This is a genomic window from Gemmatimonadota bacterium, assembly GCA_009838845.1.
GTDB lineage: Bacteria > Latescibacterota > UBA2968 > UBA2968 > UBA2968 > VXRD01.
The window spans coordinates 25,271-42,597 of the sequence record VXRD01000039.1 but is presented as its reverse complement, the minus strand read 5'-3'; the positions used below and the strand labels follow the sequence as shown (position 1 = coordinate 42,597).

Below are 17,327 nucleotides of genomic sequence, written 5' to 3'. Positions count from 1 at the left end.
TATTCGTCTATTCGTCTATTCGTCTATTCGTCTATTCGTCTATTCGTCTATTCGCACGCGAGAGCTATCTTATGACCTATTACCGTCCCATTATCGTATTCCTTCTCTTTGGCATTGCCGCGCCCGTGCTCAATGCTATGGGGTTGCTTTCTGATACGACGTTGAATCTCTGGGGTCGCTATTTTTGTTTTGCGATTGCCGCACTGGGGATTGATCTGATCTGGGGATATACGGGTATTCTGTCGCTGTGTCAGGCGTTCTTTTTTTGTTTGGGTGGGTATGCGATTGGGATGCACATGCTGCTCAAGACGGGTACGCAAGGGGTTTATGGGAGTACGTTGCCGGATTTTATGGTGTGGAATCGCGTGGAACAATTGCCGCTTTTTTGGGAGCCTTTTCACACTTTTACATTTGCGTTTATTCTGGCGCTTATGGTTCCGGTGATTATTGCGCTCATTTTTGGGTTTCTGGCTTTTCGCAGCCGGCTCCAGGGGGTTTATTTTGCGATTATTACGCAGGCGCTTGCCTTGGGGGTCTGGCTCATTTTTTTGCGGAATGAAACCATGCTCGGCGGTACCAATGGGCTGACGGATTTTAAGACGTTGCTCGGTTTTGAGCTGGCGGATCCGGCGAGCAAACGCGGTCTTTATGTTATTGCTTTTGTCACGCTTTTTGTTTCCTATTTTTTGTGCCGCTTTGTGGTGAAATCCAAGCTCGGGCGCGTGCTTATTGCGGTTCGCGATAGTGAGCATCGGTTGCGTTTTATCGGCTATCGCGTTATGAGCTACAAGGTATTTATTTTTGTGATGGCCAGTATGCTCGGTGCTCTGGGTGGGTTGCTCTATGTGCCTCAGACCGGGATTATTACACCGGGCCGGATGGATGTGCAGGCTTCTATTGAGATGGTGATATGGGTTGCTGTTGGCGGGCGGGGGACTCTGATTGGTCCCATTGTTGGCGCGGTTCTTGTGAATCTTCTCTACAGTTTTTTGACGGGTGCGTTCCCCGGTACATGGCTCTATTTTTTGGGATTCCTTTTTATCGGCGTTGTGCTCTTTTTTCCCGATGGTCTCATTGGTCTGCGGTCTAAGATAAAGATAAGTAGTTTGAAGCGATTCTTGCCCACACGCATCCCAGCACCTGTACCTGCTGAAAGCCAGGATTGATATGATTTTTGATCCGGTTCTGCTGACTGTTGAAAATTTGCGCGTGTCTTTTGATGGATTTGTTGCGCTTGATATAGATGAGTTTGTCCTGCACGACCGCGAATTGCGCGTTGTTATCGGTCCAAATGGTGCGGGTAAGACCACTTTTCTCGATGTTTTGTGTGGGAAGACCAGACCCGATTGCGGCAGTGCGCGTTTTGAGAAGTTCGATCTCACGCAGATGAGCGAAGATGCGATTGTCAAGGCGGGTGTTGGGCGGAAGTTTCAAACGCCGTCTGTTTTTACTTCTCTCACGGTGTACGAGAATTTGATGCTGGCGCTCAAGACTGACCGCACGGTTCTCTTTTCGCTTGTTTCGCGTCTGTCGGATAAGAATCGCGATCGCATCCAGGCTGTTGCAGAGCAGACGGGTTTGGCTGACCATCTGCATACGGTTGCCGATGCGCTTTCGCACGGGCAAAAACAGTGGCTCGAGATTGCGATGGTTATTTTGCAAGATCCCGAGCTTTTTTTGATTGATGAACCCGCTGCTGGTATGACGGATGAAGAGACGGTTAAGACGGGGGAACTTCTCGAACGTCTGACGATGAATCACGCGATTATTGTTATTGAGCACGATATGGAGTTTGTGAGACAGATCGCCCGCACTGTTACGGTTCTCCACGAGGGCAAGGTGCTCGTTGAGGGACCGATGGATCAGGTGCAAAATGATCCCCGGGTTATTGAGTGTTATTTGGGTAGTGCGCAGCATTGAAAAGCGCGAATAGACGAATAGACGAATAGACGAATAGACGAATAGACGAATAGACGAACCCCGCCCAACCACCCAAAGTTGCTAAAAACTACGTCGTTGATTCGTTGATTCGTTGATTCGCTGATTCGCAAGGACCTCAAATTCTTATGACCGCCACGACTACGACAATTACAGACACCGCGCTTACCGTTCGAAGTCTGGATGTTTATTACGGCGAGAGTCTGATCTTACGCGATATTGATATGGATATTCCCAGGGGGGCTATTGTGGCGGTTATGGGTCGCAATGGCGTTGGGAAGACGACGCTTATTAAGACGATCATGGGTCTGTTGCGTCCTCGGCGAGGGAATATTCTATTGAATGGTGAGGATATAACGGGGCAGGCACCGGATTTGCGGGCGCGCGCGGGTTTGAGTTATGTGCCGCAGGGTCGCGAGATTTTTCCCAGGTTGACGGTGTATGAGAATTTGCAAATTGGCCTGGAAGCGCGTACAGATGGCCTTGCATCTCTGCCGGAGGATCTGATTTACGACCTTTTTCCCGTGTTGGCCGATATGCAAGATCGAATGGGGGGTAATCTCAGTGGGGGACAGCAACAGCAACTCGCCATTGCCCGTGCGCTCGTTGGCGATCCGGATATTCTCATTCTGGACGAGCCTACAGAAGGTATTCAGCCTTCGATTATTCTCGATATCGAGAATGTGTTGATTCATCTGAAGGATAAAGGGAATCTCACCATTATTCTGGTGGAGCAGTACTTTGATTTTGCCCGGCAGATTGCCGATTATTTCTATTTGATGGATCGCGGAACGGTTGCGTTGTGCGGTTCTGCGGATGAGCTGTCTGACGAGAGTATTAAGCAGTATCTCACGTTTTGAGCAGGGATTTCCATGTATTTATCGCCAAAAGAAATTGACAAATTGATGCTGCACAACGCGGGTTTTCTCGCGCAGAAGCGGTATGCCCGGGGCTTGCGTCTCAATTATCCCGAATCCGTGTCGCTTATCGCGGCACAGCTTCTCGAGTTTATCCGCGATGGCGAGTCCGTTGCTATACTTATGGACAAGGGCAAGCAGTTGCTGGGTACGGAAGATGTTTTGCCCGGTGTTCCGGATATGGTTCACGAGGTGCAGGTGGAGGGTACGTTTCCCGATGGGACGAAGCTCGTGACGGTTCACCATCCCATTTGCCGCGCAGAAGGTGATTCTGAACTCGCGTTGTACGGTTCGGGCCTCGCTCGCGTTCGCTCGCCCTGGTCACCGGATAATGCGGTTTCGGAAATGCCGGGTGCCGGGACCACGGCGGTTGAGCCAATTACGCTCAATGCGGACCGGGAGACGATTTCCCTTTCTGTGACCAATACAGGCGATCGCCCGATACAGGTGGGTTCGCATTATACATTTTTTGAAGTTAATCCCGCGCTTTCGTTTGATCGCGAAAAAGCCTATGGCTTCCGTCTCGATATTCCATCTGGTACTGCCGTGCGTTTTGAACCGGGGGAGAGCAGGACGGTTGATCTCGTGGCTATTGCCGGCAACCGCACAGTTTATGGGGGTAATGGCCTTATTTCGGGGCAGATTGATGAGAATAAGGCAGAGGCTTTGCAAAGGGCAGGAGACGGTGGATTTAAGGGGATTCCAAATGTCTCAGATTGATCGAATCGCTTATGCCAGTATGTACGGTCCCACAACGGGAGACCGCGTTCAGTTGGGCGATACCCATCTCGTCGTTGAGGTGGAGAACGATTATACGATTTACGGCGATGAGTGCAAGTTTGGCGGGGGTAAGGTACTCCGCGATGGCATGGGCCAGGCTACGGGTGTGTCGCAGGATAAGGCGCTGGATCTCGTTATTACCAATGCGCTTGTCGTTGACTATACGGGGATATACAAAGCGGATATTGGGATTAAAGACGGGCGTGTCGCCGGTATTGGCAAGGCGGGTAATCCCGATATTATGTCGGGTGTTGATTCCGATCTCATCGTGGGGGTTACGACCGAGGTTATCGCGGGCGAAGGTCATATGCTCACGGCTGGCGCGCTCGATGTGCATGTCCATTTTATCTGTCCTCAGCAGGTTGAAGAGGCGATAGCTTCGGGTATTACGACTATGCTGGGTGGCGGTACGGGTCCGGCGACAGGGACCAATGCTACGACGTGTACACCGGGGGCGCATCACATTCGCATGATGCTGGAGTCGAGTGATGCCTTTCCCCTCAATTTTGGTTTTTTGGGCAAGGGCAATTCTTCGCTTCCGCAGGGGCTTATTGAGCAGATTGAAGGGGGTGCATGCGGGCTTAAACTCCACGAGGACTGGGGTACGACGCCTGCTGCTATTGATTCCTGTCTTTCGGTTGCCGATGAATACGATGTTCAGGTGGCGATTCATACGGATACGCTCAATGAGTCGGGTTTTGTGGAGCAGAGCTGTGCGGCTTTTAAGGGGCGCACGATTCATACGTATCACACCGAGGGTGCGGGTGGGGGACACGCGCCGGATATTATGCGTCTTTGTGGCGAGGCGAATGTTTTGCCTTCTTCTACGAATCCCACGCGGCCTTTTACGGCGAATACGATTGATGAGCATCTGGATATGCTTATGGTGTGCCATCATCTGGATAAAAATATACCCGAGGATGTGGCTTTTGCCGAGAGCCGCATTCGGCAGGAGACGATTGCGGCAGAAGATATTTTGCACGATATGGGGGCGCTGTCGATTATTGCATCGGATAGTCAGGCGATGGGGCGCGTGGGGGAGGTTATTTGTCGCACATGGCAGACTGCCCATAAGATGCGGGAGCAGCGTGGTGCACTGCGCGGCGATCAGGGGAATGATAATGGGCGTGTGAAGCGGTATATCGCCAAATATACGATTAATCCCGCGACGGCTCACGGTTTGAGCGATTATATCGGTTCGATTGAGGTGGGCAAGCTCGCGGATCTGGTGCTCTGGAAGCCATCTTTTTTTGGTGCAAAACCCGAGATGGTGATTAAGGGAGGCATAATCGCGTATTCGCAGATGGGCGATCCAAATGCTTCGATTCCCACGCCGCAACCCGTGTATCCGCGTCCTATGTTCGGTGCTTATGGCAATGCCGTGGGTTCTACGTCTCTCGCTTTTGTCTCCAGGGTTTCGCTGGATACGGTTGGGTCTTATGATCTGTCCAAGAGCGTTGTTGCGGTGTCCAATTGTCGGGATATTGGGAAGAGGGATATGAAGCTCAATGATTTTATTCCCGATATTCACATTGATCCGGAGACTTATAGCGTTACGGTCAATGGCGAATTGCTTACCTGTGAGGCGGCAGAGAAATTGCCGCTGGCGCAGCTTTATAATTTGTTTTGATTATGCTATTCGATCTTCTCACACTTGCCGATAGCAATTTCCCTACGGGTGGATATGCTTTTTCCTATGGGCTGGAGGCCACCAAACAGATGGGGTTGTTGCGGTCTTCTGATGATCTGGATGCGTATCTTCAAACGGTGATTCACGCGACGGCAAATAGTGAGATTCCGTTTGTTAATGCGTGTTTTAAGGGTGATTTGATTCCCGAAAATTTGACGGATATGCTGCTCGCGTACGACGCGATGCTTACGGCACCGGCGATTGTCCGCGGCAGTGAGGTGCAAGGGCGCAATTTGCTGCGGCTGATGCGCGATTTGTATTTTTCCGATGCGATGACGCGGTTGCACAAAATCTTACTTTCGCAACCTGTGCCGGCTCATTATACGATTGTTTTTGGTACGACATTTCGGATTGCGGGTCTTAAACGCGGGCAGACGTGTCGGATTTTTATGTATCAGTTTTTGCGCGATCAGATCAGTGCAGCTGTTCGCCTGGGGCAGATTGGGCCTCTCGAAGCTGCGCGGTTGCAAAAACATCATCACAAGACGACGATTAATGCTGTGACTTCTGTCGCGCAGGTAGATTATACGTGTGCGACGCGCTGTGCGCCCCAGTGGGATATTGCACAGGGTATGCACGAGTATTTGTATTCGCGGTTGTTTCAGAGTTGAAGAAGCGACAAGAGCAAAAAGCAATCATCCTGGACGCCTGCTTAAAGCATGCAGGCGTGACGATAGGAATAGCACCTGTCATTGCGGCATGGTGTAAGCCGCAATCCAGAAGGTTTTGCTTGTCATTGCACCAGGGTTCCAACTCTTAAAGGATTTTCTATGCACAATCATCATCACCATCACGGCCACGATCATTCTCACGAGCCTTTTGATTCTCCGGGTGACTTTACTTTGCGCGAGTCGGTTCTCTATGACCGCGATTTTTCTCAGCGGGCGTTTACCGTGGGGGTTGGTGGTCCGGTGGGTACGGGGAAGACGGCGCTTGTTCGCGTGCTGTGCGAAGCTCTGCGCGATCGCTTCAGTCTCGGCGTGGTTACGAATGATATTTTTACACGCGAAGATGCTGAGTTTCTTTTGCGTCACAAGGCGCTTGAGGCCGATCGCATTATTGGGGTTGAGACGGGCGGATGCCCGCATGCAGCTATTCGGGAGGATATTTCGCTGAATTTGAATGCGCTCGAGGATTTGATGATTCGCTTTGGGTGCGATATCGATCTGCTTTTTGTGGAGAGTGGCGGCGATAATCTGGCGGCGCATTTTAGCAAGGAGCTCGTCGATTACGCGATTTATGTGATTGATGTCTCCGCTGGGGACAAGATTCCCCGAAAAGGGGGTCCGGGGATTACGCAGTCGGATTTGTTGGTTATTAATAAGACCGATCTCGCCGATCTCGTTGGCGCAGACCTGGGGGTTATGGCGCGAGATGCAAAGAAGATGCGCGGCGATGGTCCCACGCTTTTTGCCTGTCTCAAACACGGGTCGGGGCTTGACGAGATTATCGAGCAGGTTCTCGATGCACGCAGGTCTGTGCTGTCACCTCAGGCGCGATGATGTCTCCCCTCCCTTCCCAAATTGAGGTGACTCGCAATGGCTCCCGTTCTGTCCTTACTGCCTGTCGCTCAGTTGCACCTTTGAAGTTGCTCAATCCCGCCGCGCAGGGCGAATATTGCGCTATTGTGCTTTCCAGTTATGGGGGCGGTATGGTGGAGGGGGATGCGACGACGCTGTGTGTGCGCTGTGGTGAGGGGGCATCTCTTTATCTGGGTACTCAGGCGTTTACCAAAGTTTATAAGAGTCCCAATGGTATTCCGTGTAAGCAGATAATTAGCGGTGCGGTGGAAGCCGGGAGCCTTGCCGTTGTTTTGCCCGATCCCGTTGTTCCATACTCGCGAAGTGTTTTTGAGCAGGCGCAGACGTGGCATCTGGCGTCTGACGCATGTCTGGTGCTGGCTGATGGTCATACGGCTGGACGCGTGGCTTTTGGCGAGTGTTTTGGGTACACGAGTTACCGGTCTGATATTACTGTGCATACGCCCGAACGTCCGGTTCTGGTGGAGCGCTATTATTCTGAGCCGGGGACGTTGTCGCCGGTATATGCAGGCGCTTTTGGGGTTTATGGTGTTGTTTTTAATATTTTTGTTGCTGGTTCTTCTGTGAGATTTGCATATCTGGTCAAAAGTCTTTCCCAATCGCTCACTCCTTTGTTGAAACCCTCGCAGGATTCTTTGTTGCTTTCCTTTGCTTCCCCAAGGCCCGATCTTTTTGTGATACGATCCCTCGCGCAAAATGTCGAGTGCCTTCTTCCTCTCTATACAGCCCTCCGCAATGCAATCGCCCATCCCAATGTTCTCGGTGCAGATCCGCTGGCGCGAAAGTATTGAAGTGATCGGCGGTTAGCCCCCATTCGCTGTCATTGCGGCGTGAAGTTGAGCCGCGATCCAGAGGTTTTGCCTGTCATCCAGTCCCCAGTCCTCAGTAATACTTGATATTGCCAAAAAAATGCGTTAGTTTGAGGTTAATACGCCGCAGTAAGAGCGCGATTTATGCGTCATATGGATGAATTTTTGGCGGAGTTGTACACCCCCTACCTGGCATTGACCAGAGGAGGAACTGTTATGAAGATCACAAGTGTTGATTTGACCCCCGTTGCATCGAGGCGTGAGACTGGGCATTTGTCTCGTCACGTCATTGTTCGCATGCATACGGATGAGGGATTGATCGGTTTGGGGGAGATGTCCGATGTGAACGACTGGAGTGTTATGTACGATCTCAATGATGTCAAGGGTGCCTACGAGTCGTTGCTCGTGGGGAAGGATCCGCTGGCGTGGCGTACGATTACCATTGAAGCGAGGTCCCGGTTCCGCATGGGTGGGGCGATTCGAGCGGGGTTTGAGATCGGTCTTTTCGATTTGGTCGGCAAGATTCAGGGGCAGTCGGTTGCAGGTGTGTTTGGCGGAGCGCTGAGGGATAAGTGGCGCGTGTGTTATCCGATTTTCAGGAATTATTCCAGGGAAGATGCCGAGGCGAATATCGCGCGTGTCAATCGCCGGATGAAAGAGGGGCAGGATCTGTTTCGGTTGTATCACGGCGGCAATGTGGAGGCGGATGAGATTTTTTTGGATGGGGTGAAGTCGTCCTGGGGCGATCAGTTTGTGTTGAAGTCGCTCGATTTTAGCGGCGCGCATAAGTGGAAACGGGTGGTGCAGGCGCTGGATGTTTTGCTGAGGTACTACAGGCCTTTTCATCTGGAATCAGTCTCTGACCGGAGAGATCTGGAGGGTCAATACGAGGTGCGAAAGCGCATTGATCTGCCCATCAGCGAGCACGTCAGTTCACTGGATCAGGCCTATCAGTTTGCCCGGCACCGATATGTCGATATTTTTAATATCAGTTTGTCGGGTGCGGGGGGATTTACAAATGCGCTGCATATCGCGCAGGTTGCCGATGCGGCTGGTCTGTCGTGTCTGGTGGGTACGACGCAGGAGCTGTCCATTGGCGTGGCGGCTCAGGCGACGTTTGGTTCTGTGGTGGAAAATCTCGATTATCCGGGCGATCCGACAGGTGGGTTGCTGTACGAGAGCGATGTGGTTAAGGAGCGCATACAATACGAGAAGGGTTATGTGATTTTGCCAGAAGGTCCGGGGTTGGGGATGGAATTGGATGAGGAGAAGGTTGCCGCGATTTCAGAGCCTTTGAGTTCTGTGTCTTAGAATAGGGGGGCTTATGCTGACGGAGCAAGAGGTCCACTATTTTAAGACGTTCGGATTTCTGATTCTTCGGCAGGTGTTTGATCAGGACGAGTTGAAGACGATTAACGAGGAGTTCGAGCAGGCTCTGACAGCGGCGTATCGACACGCGCCTTTTGACGGTACGCGTCGGCATTGGGTGCCTATGCTGGGATCGGATACGCCCTTTTTTGCGGGTTTGCTGGAAGATCTCAGGTTTTGCAGGGTGGCAGAGCAGCTCTACGGGGAGGATGTGTTTGGCGTGGCTTGCGATGCCAATCGCTATGTGGGCGATACACAGTGGCATCCGGATACGCGGAGTCCCCACCAGTATGGCGTTAAGTTCGCTTTTTATCTCAAGCCAGTAGATGCACAAAGCGGCGCGTTGCGCGTGTTACCGGGTTCACATATATGTCCTTTCCACGATGAGTTGCGACAGGCGCGAGAAGCGTCTCGCCTGGATCTCGACGAGGTACCGGCTTTTGTGTGTGCGTCAGAGCCGGGAGATGTGGTGGCTTTTGACCTGCGGCTCTGGCATGCGAGTCTTGGTGGTGGTGTCGATCGCCGGATGTGTACGGCTGTCTATTACAATAATCCCAAGACTGCTGAGGAAGAGCGCGTGACGCGGGAGCAGGGGAGGTCGAATGCGGATACTGCGGTCAGATTCGATCGCCCTGCAGAGCCGATCCATCCGCCGCATTGGCTGGCAAATGTCCACGGAGATCCGAGGCGCCAGCGCTGGATTGACCGAATGAGAGTGCTTGAGTTTTTAGATTAGGAGAGATTACGATGTCTCAAACAGCGATCTGGTCCCCTGTTGAGGGTACGGTTGATGAGATTCTCGCGCAGGTTCCGCGGCCGTTCGATGCGATGATGGCGAGCGATATTCCCGCTGTTATCGTGCGCCGCGCGTTTCCGTCGGATCACTGTGCGGCGCTTATTGAGCGGTTTTACAAGCGCGGTTTGCTCTACGATCCGCGCAAGGTGGGTGATGGTAGTCCTCGGCGGGTCGATATCGGTACGAGTCTGGGTCACCACGGGAATGATCCAGATGCTTTTTACGAACATTCTCGTCAGACGCATGATCTTTTTTCGTATTTGTTTGACGGGTATGAGGATCCCGTGAAGACGCTGTACGATGCGCTTGCCAGGATGCTTCCGGATAAGCGGGTTATGACGGCTCGGAGCGTTGACGGTCGTCTTTACGGTCCCTCTATTTTTAGAACTTATCACGAGGGCGTGGGGCATTACCCGCATTACGATTCCGTGTCCAAGCGTTCCAAGCGCTACAATTTTACGGTTTCCCGGTTCAGACATCAGTTTGCGGGTGTGCTGTGTTTTCAGAATAGCGAGGATCGAGGTGATAGCGGCGAGGGGGTCCTGTACAGGGCACCTATGTCGCCTGAGTTTCAACGCCCTCTCGAGGAGAGGCGGTTTCGCGAGTACGCAGAGGAGGAGGGGATTGCGCGCGTGCAGGTCAGTCTGGAACCGGGTGATCTTTACTTTTTTTATTCGGAGACGATTCACGAAGTTCCTTTTGTCGCAGGCTCTCAGCCCCGCGTGGTGCTGGCGTCGTTTATCGGCATGTCTGAGGATGACCCAGAGGTTTATTTGTGGTCATGAGATGAGGGGCGGGAAAATAGACGATAGCAAAGTAGATTGAGGATAATATGACACGCATTCTCGAAAAACCACGTTCTCCAAAATGGGTATATGATGACTCGGGCGAGGTCATTGAGGTGATACTTGGATATGACGATTTCAAGACTTTAATTCAAAAGGTCGCTCAGGAAACAGACTGGGAGACGCTTCCTCCCCATCTACAGGATGCTGTTGACGCCATGTTAATGGATGAGGCGAATGAGGAGAATAGCGAAACGCGGCCTTTGCGCGATTTGCTCCGTGAAACGGGAGAAGTACCATAGCAATGGCTTACGCTGTTCACATGCGTTCATCGGCAGAACGAGAACGCCGTAGGCTGCAGGGCCATATTCGTCAACGCATTAACCGACATCTTCTTCAACTGGAATCTGAGCCACGTCCTTCAGGTGTAGAAAAACTGGTTGGTCGCCCAAATTCGTGGCGTATTCGCGTAGGAGACTATCGCATTCTTTATGAAATTGACGATGCAAATCAACGCGTTATCATCAATCGTATCGCTCATCGGCGCGACGTATATCAACGCTAAATACATAGATATTACTAATAGAGATAATATTCTTTTTTTTTTACCTTTTACGTTTGGATTTTTCCTATGAATCAACCTCCTGAATCTTTTGTTCACGTCTATGAAGATCGCCTTCTGGATTTTGCTGCGGCTTGTTTTGAGAAGGCGGGGCTTGAGATCGAGCACGCGCGGGTTATCAGTCGCCTGCTGGTCAATAGCGATCTGCGAGGTGTTCGCAGCCACGGTACGCGGACTGTGAATGGCTATTGCAAGAGTTTTGAAAATGGGAGTCTCAATCCGCGTCCCAATGTGCGGGTGATCGGTGAGACGCCGACGTGTGCTGTTATTGATGGGGATGGTACGGTGGGGTATCTCCCGATGGTGCGTGCGGCAGAGCACGCGATTCGCAAAGCGAGAGAGGTGGGTATGGGTATGGGGCTGGCGCGGCATGTGGGACATATTGGTTCGGCGGGTCATTATGCGCGGATGTGTTCCGAGGCGGGGTGTATTGGTTTTTGCGTGCAGGGCAGGCAGCAGGGAAATGCAAAGAGGGATGGCAGGGGACCGCTTCTCGGCTATTTTGGCAATCCTCCAATATGTTTTGCGATTCCCTCTGGGGACGAGCCTCCGATTGTTCTGGATGCGGCGACCTGTATTTTGGCGGATTACCAGCGGGGTCCGGAGTTTGAGGCTTTGTTCGAGATGATTCCAGCGGCGTTTTTTAAGAGTATTGGGTACACGGCGGTGGCTTCGATTATGGGGGGGGGGTTGGCGGGGACCGGTCTTCCGTCTTCTCATGAGATGAAGGAGAAATGGCCCTCGTCAGGTGCGGGTGGTTGTGTTCTTGCGATCCGCGTTGATCAGGCGGTTTCCGAGGAGGTTTTCCGGGCTGAGTCAGATCACATGGTGAGAACGGTGCGCGAGACGTACGAGCCGATGCCGGGACAGGACCGCGCGTTGTTGCCGGGTGCGATTGAGGAAGAGCGCATGGCGCTCCATCGCACCGAGGGTATTCGCTATGGCGAGATGGAGCAGGAAAACGCACGCGAGGTTAGCGCGCGCCTAAGGGTTCCGCTGCCCTGGGATTGAGAAGTGTGAAGTGGGAAGTAAGAAGTGTGAAGAGGCAGATTGTCATCGCGGCAGGATTTTGAGCCGCGAGCCTGGAAATTTTTAGCTGGCCGCTGATCGTTACAAAAAATAAAAGCCCTATAGCTTATTGCTCCGGGGCTTTTTTTGTCACAGAGCTTTTTAAATAAAAAGCCGAATCATACACATTGACATTGAGAGGATCGGAACGTATTTTGGCACTATCGCAGTTCTAACTTCACAAATTGGAGGTTACCATGTATATCGGAACGCAGGTGGCTTGTCGGAACGACACGGATATCGAGATTCTCGCGCAACTCGGGGTTTTTAATGTCGATCAAACACCAGAGGGACCCTGGGCGGAGTGGAGTGCCGATGCGATTAAGTCCATGCGCGATCGGTATGATAAATACGGCATTAATTTGGAGATGATTCACATTCCGCTGGGTTCAAGCAATGCTTTCCAAAACGAAGCTGGCGCGATTTTCCTGGGTCCAAGCGACGAGCGTGACCGGGCTATTGAGCGGATGTGCGAGACGGTTAGAATGGCGGCGGAGGCAGGGTTGCGCGGGCTTAATTACAATATCACGATTTTGGGGCATATGCGGACAGAGCCGCGATACGGACGCGGGGGCGCGAGGCTGTCGTCGTTTGAGTACGATAAATTGGACCAGTCTCTGGGCGAGTTTGAAGGCGGTGCTGCGGATGAAGACGAGATGTGGGCGCGCATCGATCACTGGCTTCAGAATATTATGCCCGTGGCGGAGGAGTACAAAATTCAGATGGCGTGTCATCCCTCGGATCCGGGTATCGGATATGGGACGACGTATCGAGGGGTCGCGCGCGTGCTGGGTATGGTGGATGGTTTTAAGAAGTTTATCGATTTGTACGATAGTCCGTATAACGGATTGAATTTTTGCCTGGGCTGTATGTCCGAGAGCCTGGAAGATCCCAGTGCGGACGCCTATGATGTGATCCGTTATTTTGGAGAGCGCAAGAAGATTTTCAATGTGCATTTCCGCAATATCAAGGGTGGGCTTCGCAATTTTGTCGAGGTGTTTCCCGATGAGGGCGATGTGGATATGCTCAAGGCTTTGCGGACGTTCAAAGAAGTCGGGTACGAATATATGATTATGCCCGATCACGTTCCGGGTATTTCCGGTCCCGAATCGAGGCAGGTCGGTTTTGCGTACACGTATGGATACATCCACGCGCTGATGCAAGCGGTTAATGAAGAGTAGTTGGTTGTCTTTACAACAAATCGGATAATACTATCATCGTAGGGGACGGTTCCCGTATAGAGTCACTACGGGACAGGCTCCTGTGCCGTCCCCAGCAAATCCCCTTATTCAGTCCACCATCAATCCCAAATTCTATGTCCGCATCTCCAGAACCGCGCCTTCCCAAATCAGAAACCGCTGAAGGCTCTTCCGTTATTACCAAACGATCCCTCCTGATTGGGCTGGGTATGGCCATGCTTATGCCCCTGTGGCCGACCTATACCAGTTTTGTGGTGAATTCAACGCGGGCTGACCATTCGCATCTTTCGATGGCGATGCTCATTCCTTTTGTGGGGCTTCTGATTCTGAACGCTTTTCTCGAGCGGCGCGGTATCGGGTTTTCTCCGACGGAATTGCTCACGGTTTGCTGTATTGGTTTTGTCGCATCTACTATGCAGGGCGAGTGGCTCACGGTGTGGTTTTTGCAGATGCTGACGATGCCTGCGTATTACGCGTCGCCAGAGAATCGGTTCGACGAGCTTCTCTTGCCATACATGCCGAGTTGGACGACGATTACCAATCGCGATGCGGTGCGCGGTTTTTACGAGGGGCAAGTGCCCGGTGCAGCGTTTCCGTGGGGTGAGTGGTTTTCGGTGCTTTTCTGGTGGGGTGCGCTGATTGCGAGTATTTTGGCGATTCACCTGTGTCTGAGCGTTTTGTTGCGGAAACAGTGGATGGAATACGAGCGGCTGTCTTTTCCGGTCGCCACCGCGCTGCTGGAACTCACGGGTGTTTCGGGTACGACGGGTACGCTGAGGACGCTTGTGCGCAATCGCCTTTTTCAATGGGGGTTTGGCCTTACGTTTGCCATTATTGCGTGGAATGTGTTTACGTGGTTCACGGTCAATTTGCCGATGTTTCCGTTTTTGGCAGGGCGATATGGGCGGAATGTGATTTCGGTTGCGCCGGGCTTTCCGAGTATTGTGACCACGTTTGTGTTGCTCACGTTTTGTCTGGGGTATTTTACCAAGCTGGAGGTGCTCTTCAGCCTGTGGTTTTTCCATGTGGTTCAGATCTGTGTGGTGGGGCTGTTCAACCGCTTTGGCCTGGATTTGGGTCCGAACGATCCGTGGAGTTCGAGCCATCCGGCGATTGGCTGGATGACATTTGGGGGGATGGCCGTTTTTGTCGGCTGGGGGTTCTGGATTGCGCGGTCTCATTTTCGAGATATTTTTCGCAAGGCGTTTTTGCGCGATGAAAGTGTAGATGATTCCGAAGAGATTATGTCCTATCGCACGGCTGTCTGGCTTTTGCTGGCGTGTTGCGGTTTTGTTTTTCTCTGGCTTTGGCGCGCGGGTATGGGAGCGGAGACGATTCTCGCATGGTCATTTGCGATGCTCGTTTTGTTTGTGGGGATGTCCCGCATTGTGGTGGAGAGCGGTCTGGTCTATCTTCGGGTGCCTCTCACGGCGCCGGGGTTTACATGGCATGCCGTCGGTGTTGGGAATATGGGGCCTGCTGGCGCTTCTATTTTGACGCTTACGATGAGTCTCGTGGCGGATGGGAAGACGTTTGCGACGACGCAGATGGCGCATGTTCCGCGGTTGAGCATGGCGATGGCAAAGCGCAGCCGCAAAGCCGTGGCGCCGACTGTGCTCATCGGCTGTTTGCTCGGTGCGGCGGTGGTTATTATATTCGTCATATACCAGGGGTATTACGGTATTGGCAGTGCCAATTTTGGCCGGACGACTTTTAAGGGGATTGGATCTCTCAATGGGGCGGGTTTTAGCCGTCTGGCTGTGTCCCGAATTCAGGGCGATGTGCTGTTTACGGACTGGAATCGCTTTTTGTTTATGGGTATTGGCGGCATTTTTACAGGTACGCTCTACTTTCTGCGGTATCGCTTCCCGGGTTTTCCAATCCATCCCATTGGTTTTACGATCTGTGGCATGGTCGAGATGCAGGATAATTCTTTTAGTATTTTCCTGATGTGGGGTGTGAAGACGATTATTATGAAGTTGGGTGGTTTGGAGCGCTATCGGCGCTATGCGCCCTTTTTCCTGGGGATGATTATGGGCTATATCGCGGGTGTTTTTCTGGGTGTTTTTGTCGATGTTTTCTGGTTTCCCGGAGAGGGGCACGAGATTCATTGCGATCCATGATCGCGGGGTGAGAGAATGAAGATTACGGATGTTAAGACCTATACTGCTGGGCAGGATGGCAGAAATTTTTTGTTCTGCAGGGTTTTTACGGATGAGGGGATCTATGGCGTGGGAGAGGCGACTGCATGGCCGAGTATTCAGACGGAGATTCACCACAAGGCGAGTTTGATTATTGGTGAGGATCCCTTTAATATCGAGCGGTTGTGGAGCAAGATGTTTTTGCAAACCCACGGGATGTCGGGCGTTGTGGGCGCGGGTGCGATTTCGGCTATTGAGACGGCGCTGTGGGATATTAAGGGGAAAGCGTTTGATATGCCGGTCTGGCAATTGCTGGGCGGTCGAATGCGCGAGCGGTTGCGGGTGTACACGCACGCGAATACGGCCGATTGCGCCAGGGAACTCGTGGATCAAGGCTTTACTGGTCTCAAGATGGGGGGGATTGAGCACTGTATCCGCGATATTACGGCGATACGCAATGAGGTGGGGGACGATATCGATATTATGGTCGATTTGCACGGTATGCCGTGGATGACGACGCGCGATGCGATTTCTATGGGTCGCAGACTTGAAGAGTTCGGGGTGTTTTTTTACGAGGAACCGGTCGCGCCCGAGAATGTGGAGGCGCTTGCGCGCGTGTCCGAAGCGATCAATATCCCCCTTGCTGCCGGGGAACGAGTCGCCTATGTCTTCGGTGCTCGGGAGCTTATTGAGCGCGAGATTGTGGATGTTATTCAGCCGGATGCTGGGCGGTTCGGGGGTCTGGCTCAGATGAAGAAGCTCGCGGGTATGGCCGAGGCACACTATATCCAGTTTGCGCCGCACGATGGGTCGCTGGGTCCGGTGGGGGAGATCGCGTCTCTTCATTTGTGTGCGACGCTGCCAAATTTCTTGATCTGGGAGCACCGAACGGGCGATGTTCAGGCGCGGTATGAGGTGATGGCTCCGCAACCCGAGGTGGTCGATAGTTATATCGCGATTCCCGAGGGTCCAGGCCTGGGTGTTGATCTGGTGGATGAAGAGATCGAGAGATATGCGTGCGAGTTGCTGGGCGTTCGTTCGTCCTACGCAGATGACAATACGTACGACAGTCAGTACGTGTATGCCCGGTTCCCACGAAAGCCGTGGTTGGGGTAAAGGAGGGGACAATTCATGACAAATCGGGAAAAAGGGTTTACAACTACTTCAACAAGATAGCCGCCATAAGCGTAATCCAACTGCCACACATAAGGGTAACAGTCCACTTTTGCCAGCTTCTCGCTTCTCGCTGGTCTTCCTCATAGCGGCTTACAAAAGACCTCTGATCTTCTTCATAGCGATTTACAAAAGCCCTCTGGTCTTCCTCATAGCGGTTTACACGTTCCTGGTTCTGTTCAATTAGCGTTTCCAACCTGATCAGCCGTTCCGCGTGTTGGCTTTGCCGGTCTCTTAATTCTGTAGTTTCGTTCACACATTCTCCTTTTACTTCAACAAGATAGCCGCCATAAGTGTAATCCAACTGCCACACATGAGGGTGACAGTCCACTTTTGCCAGCTTCTCGCTTCTCGCTGGTCTTCCTCATAACGGCTTACAAAAGCCCTCTGGTCTTCCTCGTAACGGTTCACACGTTCCTGGTTCTGCTCAATAAGCGTTTCCAATCTGATCAGCCGTTCCGCGTGTTGGCTTTGCCGGTCTCTTAATTCTGTAGTTTCGT

At 52.2% G+C, this 17,327-nt stretch carries 18 protein-coding genes; 17 read left to right on the top strand and 1 reads right to left on the bottom strand.

Annotation, left to right across the window (positions count from 1 at the left end; genetic code table 11):
- The first annotated feature begins 71 nt into the window (after window positions 1-71).
- The 17 genes from urtC to F4Y39_05560 all read left to right on the top strand — a co-directional run bounded on the left by urtC (window position 72) and on the right by F4Y39_05560 (window position 16,770).
- Window positions 72-1,166 (top strand): urea ABC transporter permease subunit UrtC, encoded by a 1,095-nt coding sequence (urtC, locus tag F4Y39_05640; GenBank protein MYC13192.1) that lies wholly within the window; start codon window positions 72-74, stop codon window positions 1,164-1,166.
- Between the two features lies 1 nt (window position 1,167).
- Window positions 1,168-1,920, top strand: a complete 753-nt coding sequence (gene urtD / locus F4Y39_05635) for an urea ABC transporter ATP-binding protein UrtD (protein ID MYC13191.1) — start codon at window positions 1,168-1,170, stop codon at window positions 1,918-1,920.
- Between the two features lie 146 nt (window positions 1,921-2,066).
- Window positions 2,067-2,798, top strand: a complete 732-nt coding sequence (urtE, locus tag F4Y39_05630; protein MYC13190.1) for an urea ABC transporter ATP-binding subunit UrtE — start codon at window positions 2,067-2,069, stop codon at window positions 2,796-2,798.
- Between the two features lie 12 nt (window positions 2,799-2,810).
- Window positions 2,811-3,575, top strand: coding sequence for an urease subunit beta (locus F4Y39_05625; GenBank protein MYC13189.1), 765 nt, complete (start codon window positions 2,811-2,813; stop codon window positions 3,573-3,575).
- Complete coding sequence (ureC, locus tag F4Y39_05620) at window positions 3,562-5,265, top strand: urease subunit alpha (protein MYC13188.1); 1,704 nt, start codon at window positions 3,562-3,564, stop codon at window positions 5,263-5,265. The genes F4Y39_05625 and ureC overlap by 14 nt, the downstream gene beginning before the upstream one ends.
- A gap of 2 nt (window positions 5,266-5,267) precedes the next feature.
- The gene (locus F4Y39_05615) at window positions 5,268-5,936 is read left to right on the top strand and encodes a hypothetical protein (protein MYC13187.1); all 669 of its coding nucleotides are present in this window, start codon (window positions 5,268-5,270) and stop codon (window positions 5,934-5,936) included.
- A 159-nt stretch (window positions 5,937-6,095) separates the two neighbouring features.
- On the top strand, window positions 6,096-6,827 hold the full coding sequence (gene ureG, locus F4Y39_05610; protein ID MYC13186.1) for an urease accessory protein UreG: 732 nt from the start codon (window positions 6,096-6,098) through the stop codon (window positions 6,825-6,827).
- Entirely contained in the window at window positions 6,824-7,657 is an 834-nt protein-coding gene (locus tag F4Y39_05605; GenBank protein MYC13185.1) for an urease accessory protein UreD, read from the top strand. Before ureG ends, F4Y39_05605 begins: the two co-directional genes overlap by 4 nt.
- Window positions 7,658-7,819: 162 nt before the next feature.
- Window positions 7,820-8,986 (top strand): muconate cycloisomerase, encoded by a 1,167-nt coding sequence (locus F4Y39_05600; protein ID MYC13184.1) that lies wholly within the window; start codon window positions 7,820-7,822, stop codon window positions 8,984-8,986.
- Between the two features lie 13 nt (window positions 8,987-8,999).
- A complete protein-coding gene (locus F4Y39_05595; protein MYC13183.1) occupies window positions 9,000-9,779 on the top strand; it encodes a phytanoyl-CoA dioxygenase family protein in 780 nt (259 codons plus the stop codon).
- A gap of 11 nt (window positions 9,780-9,790) precedes the next feature.
- Window positions 9,791-10,624 (top strand): hypothetical protein, encoded by an 834-nt coding sequence (locus tag F4Y39_05590; GenBank protein ID MYC13182.1) that lies wholly within the window; start codon window positions 9,791-9,793, stop codon window positions 10,622-10,624.
- Window positions 10,625-10,671: 47 nt separating this feature from the next.
- A complete protein-coding gene (locus F4Y39_05585) occupies window positions 10,672-10,926 on the top strand; it encodes a hypothetical protein (protein ID MYC13181.1) in 255 nt (84 codons plus the stop codon).
- A gap of 2 nt (window positions 10,927-10,928) precedes the next feature.
- Window positions 10,929-11,189: a type II toxin-antitoxin system RelE/ParE family toxin gene (locus F4Y39_05580; protein ID MYC13180.1), complete on the top strand. Its 261-nt coding sequence runs from the start codon at window positions 10,929-10,931 to the stop codon at window positions 11,187-11,189.
- A gap of 66 nt (window positions 11,190-11,255) precedes the next feature.
- Window positions 11,256-12,257, top strand: a complete 1,002-nt coding sequence (locus F4Y39_05575; GenBank protein ID MYC13179.1) for an Ldh family oxidoreductase — start codon at window positions 11,256-11,258, stop codon at window positions 12,255-12,257.
- Window positions 12,258-12,511: 254 nt separating this feature from the next.
- Window positions 12,512-13,495: a TIM barrel protein gene (locus tag F4Y39_05570; protein MYC13178.1), complete on the top strand. Its 984-nt coding sequence runs from the start codon at window positions 12,512-12,514 to the stop codon at window positions 13,493-13,495.
- Between the two features lie 134 nt (window positions 13,496-13,629).
- A complete protein-coding gene (locus F4Y39_05565) occupies window positions 13,630-15,636 on the top strand; it encodes a hypothetical protein (protein MYC13177.1) in 2,007 nt (668 codons plus the stop codon).
- 15 nt (window positions 15,637-15,651) lie between these two features.
- Entirely contained in the window at window positions 15,652-16,770 is a 1,119-nt protein-coding gene (locus F4Y39_05560) for a mandelate racemase/muconate lactonizing enzyme family protein (GenBank protein MYC13176.1), read from the top strand.
- A gap of 43 nt (window positions 16,771-16,813) precedes the next feature.
- Here F4Y39_05560 and F4Y39_05555 read toward each other — a convergent pair whose 3' ends face one another.
- Window positions 16,814-17,083, bottom strand: a complete 270-nt coding sequence (locus tag F4Y39_05555) for a hypothetical protein (GenBank protein ID MYC13175.1) — start codon at window positions 17,081-17,083, stop codon at window positions 16,814-16,816.
- Window positions 17,084-17,327: the final 244 nt, after the last annotated feature.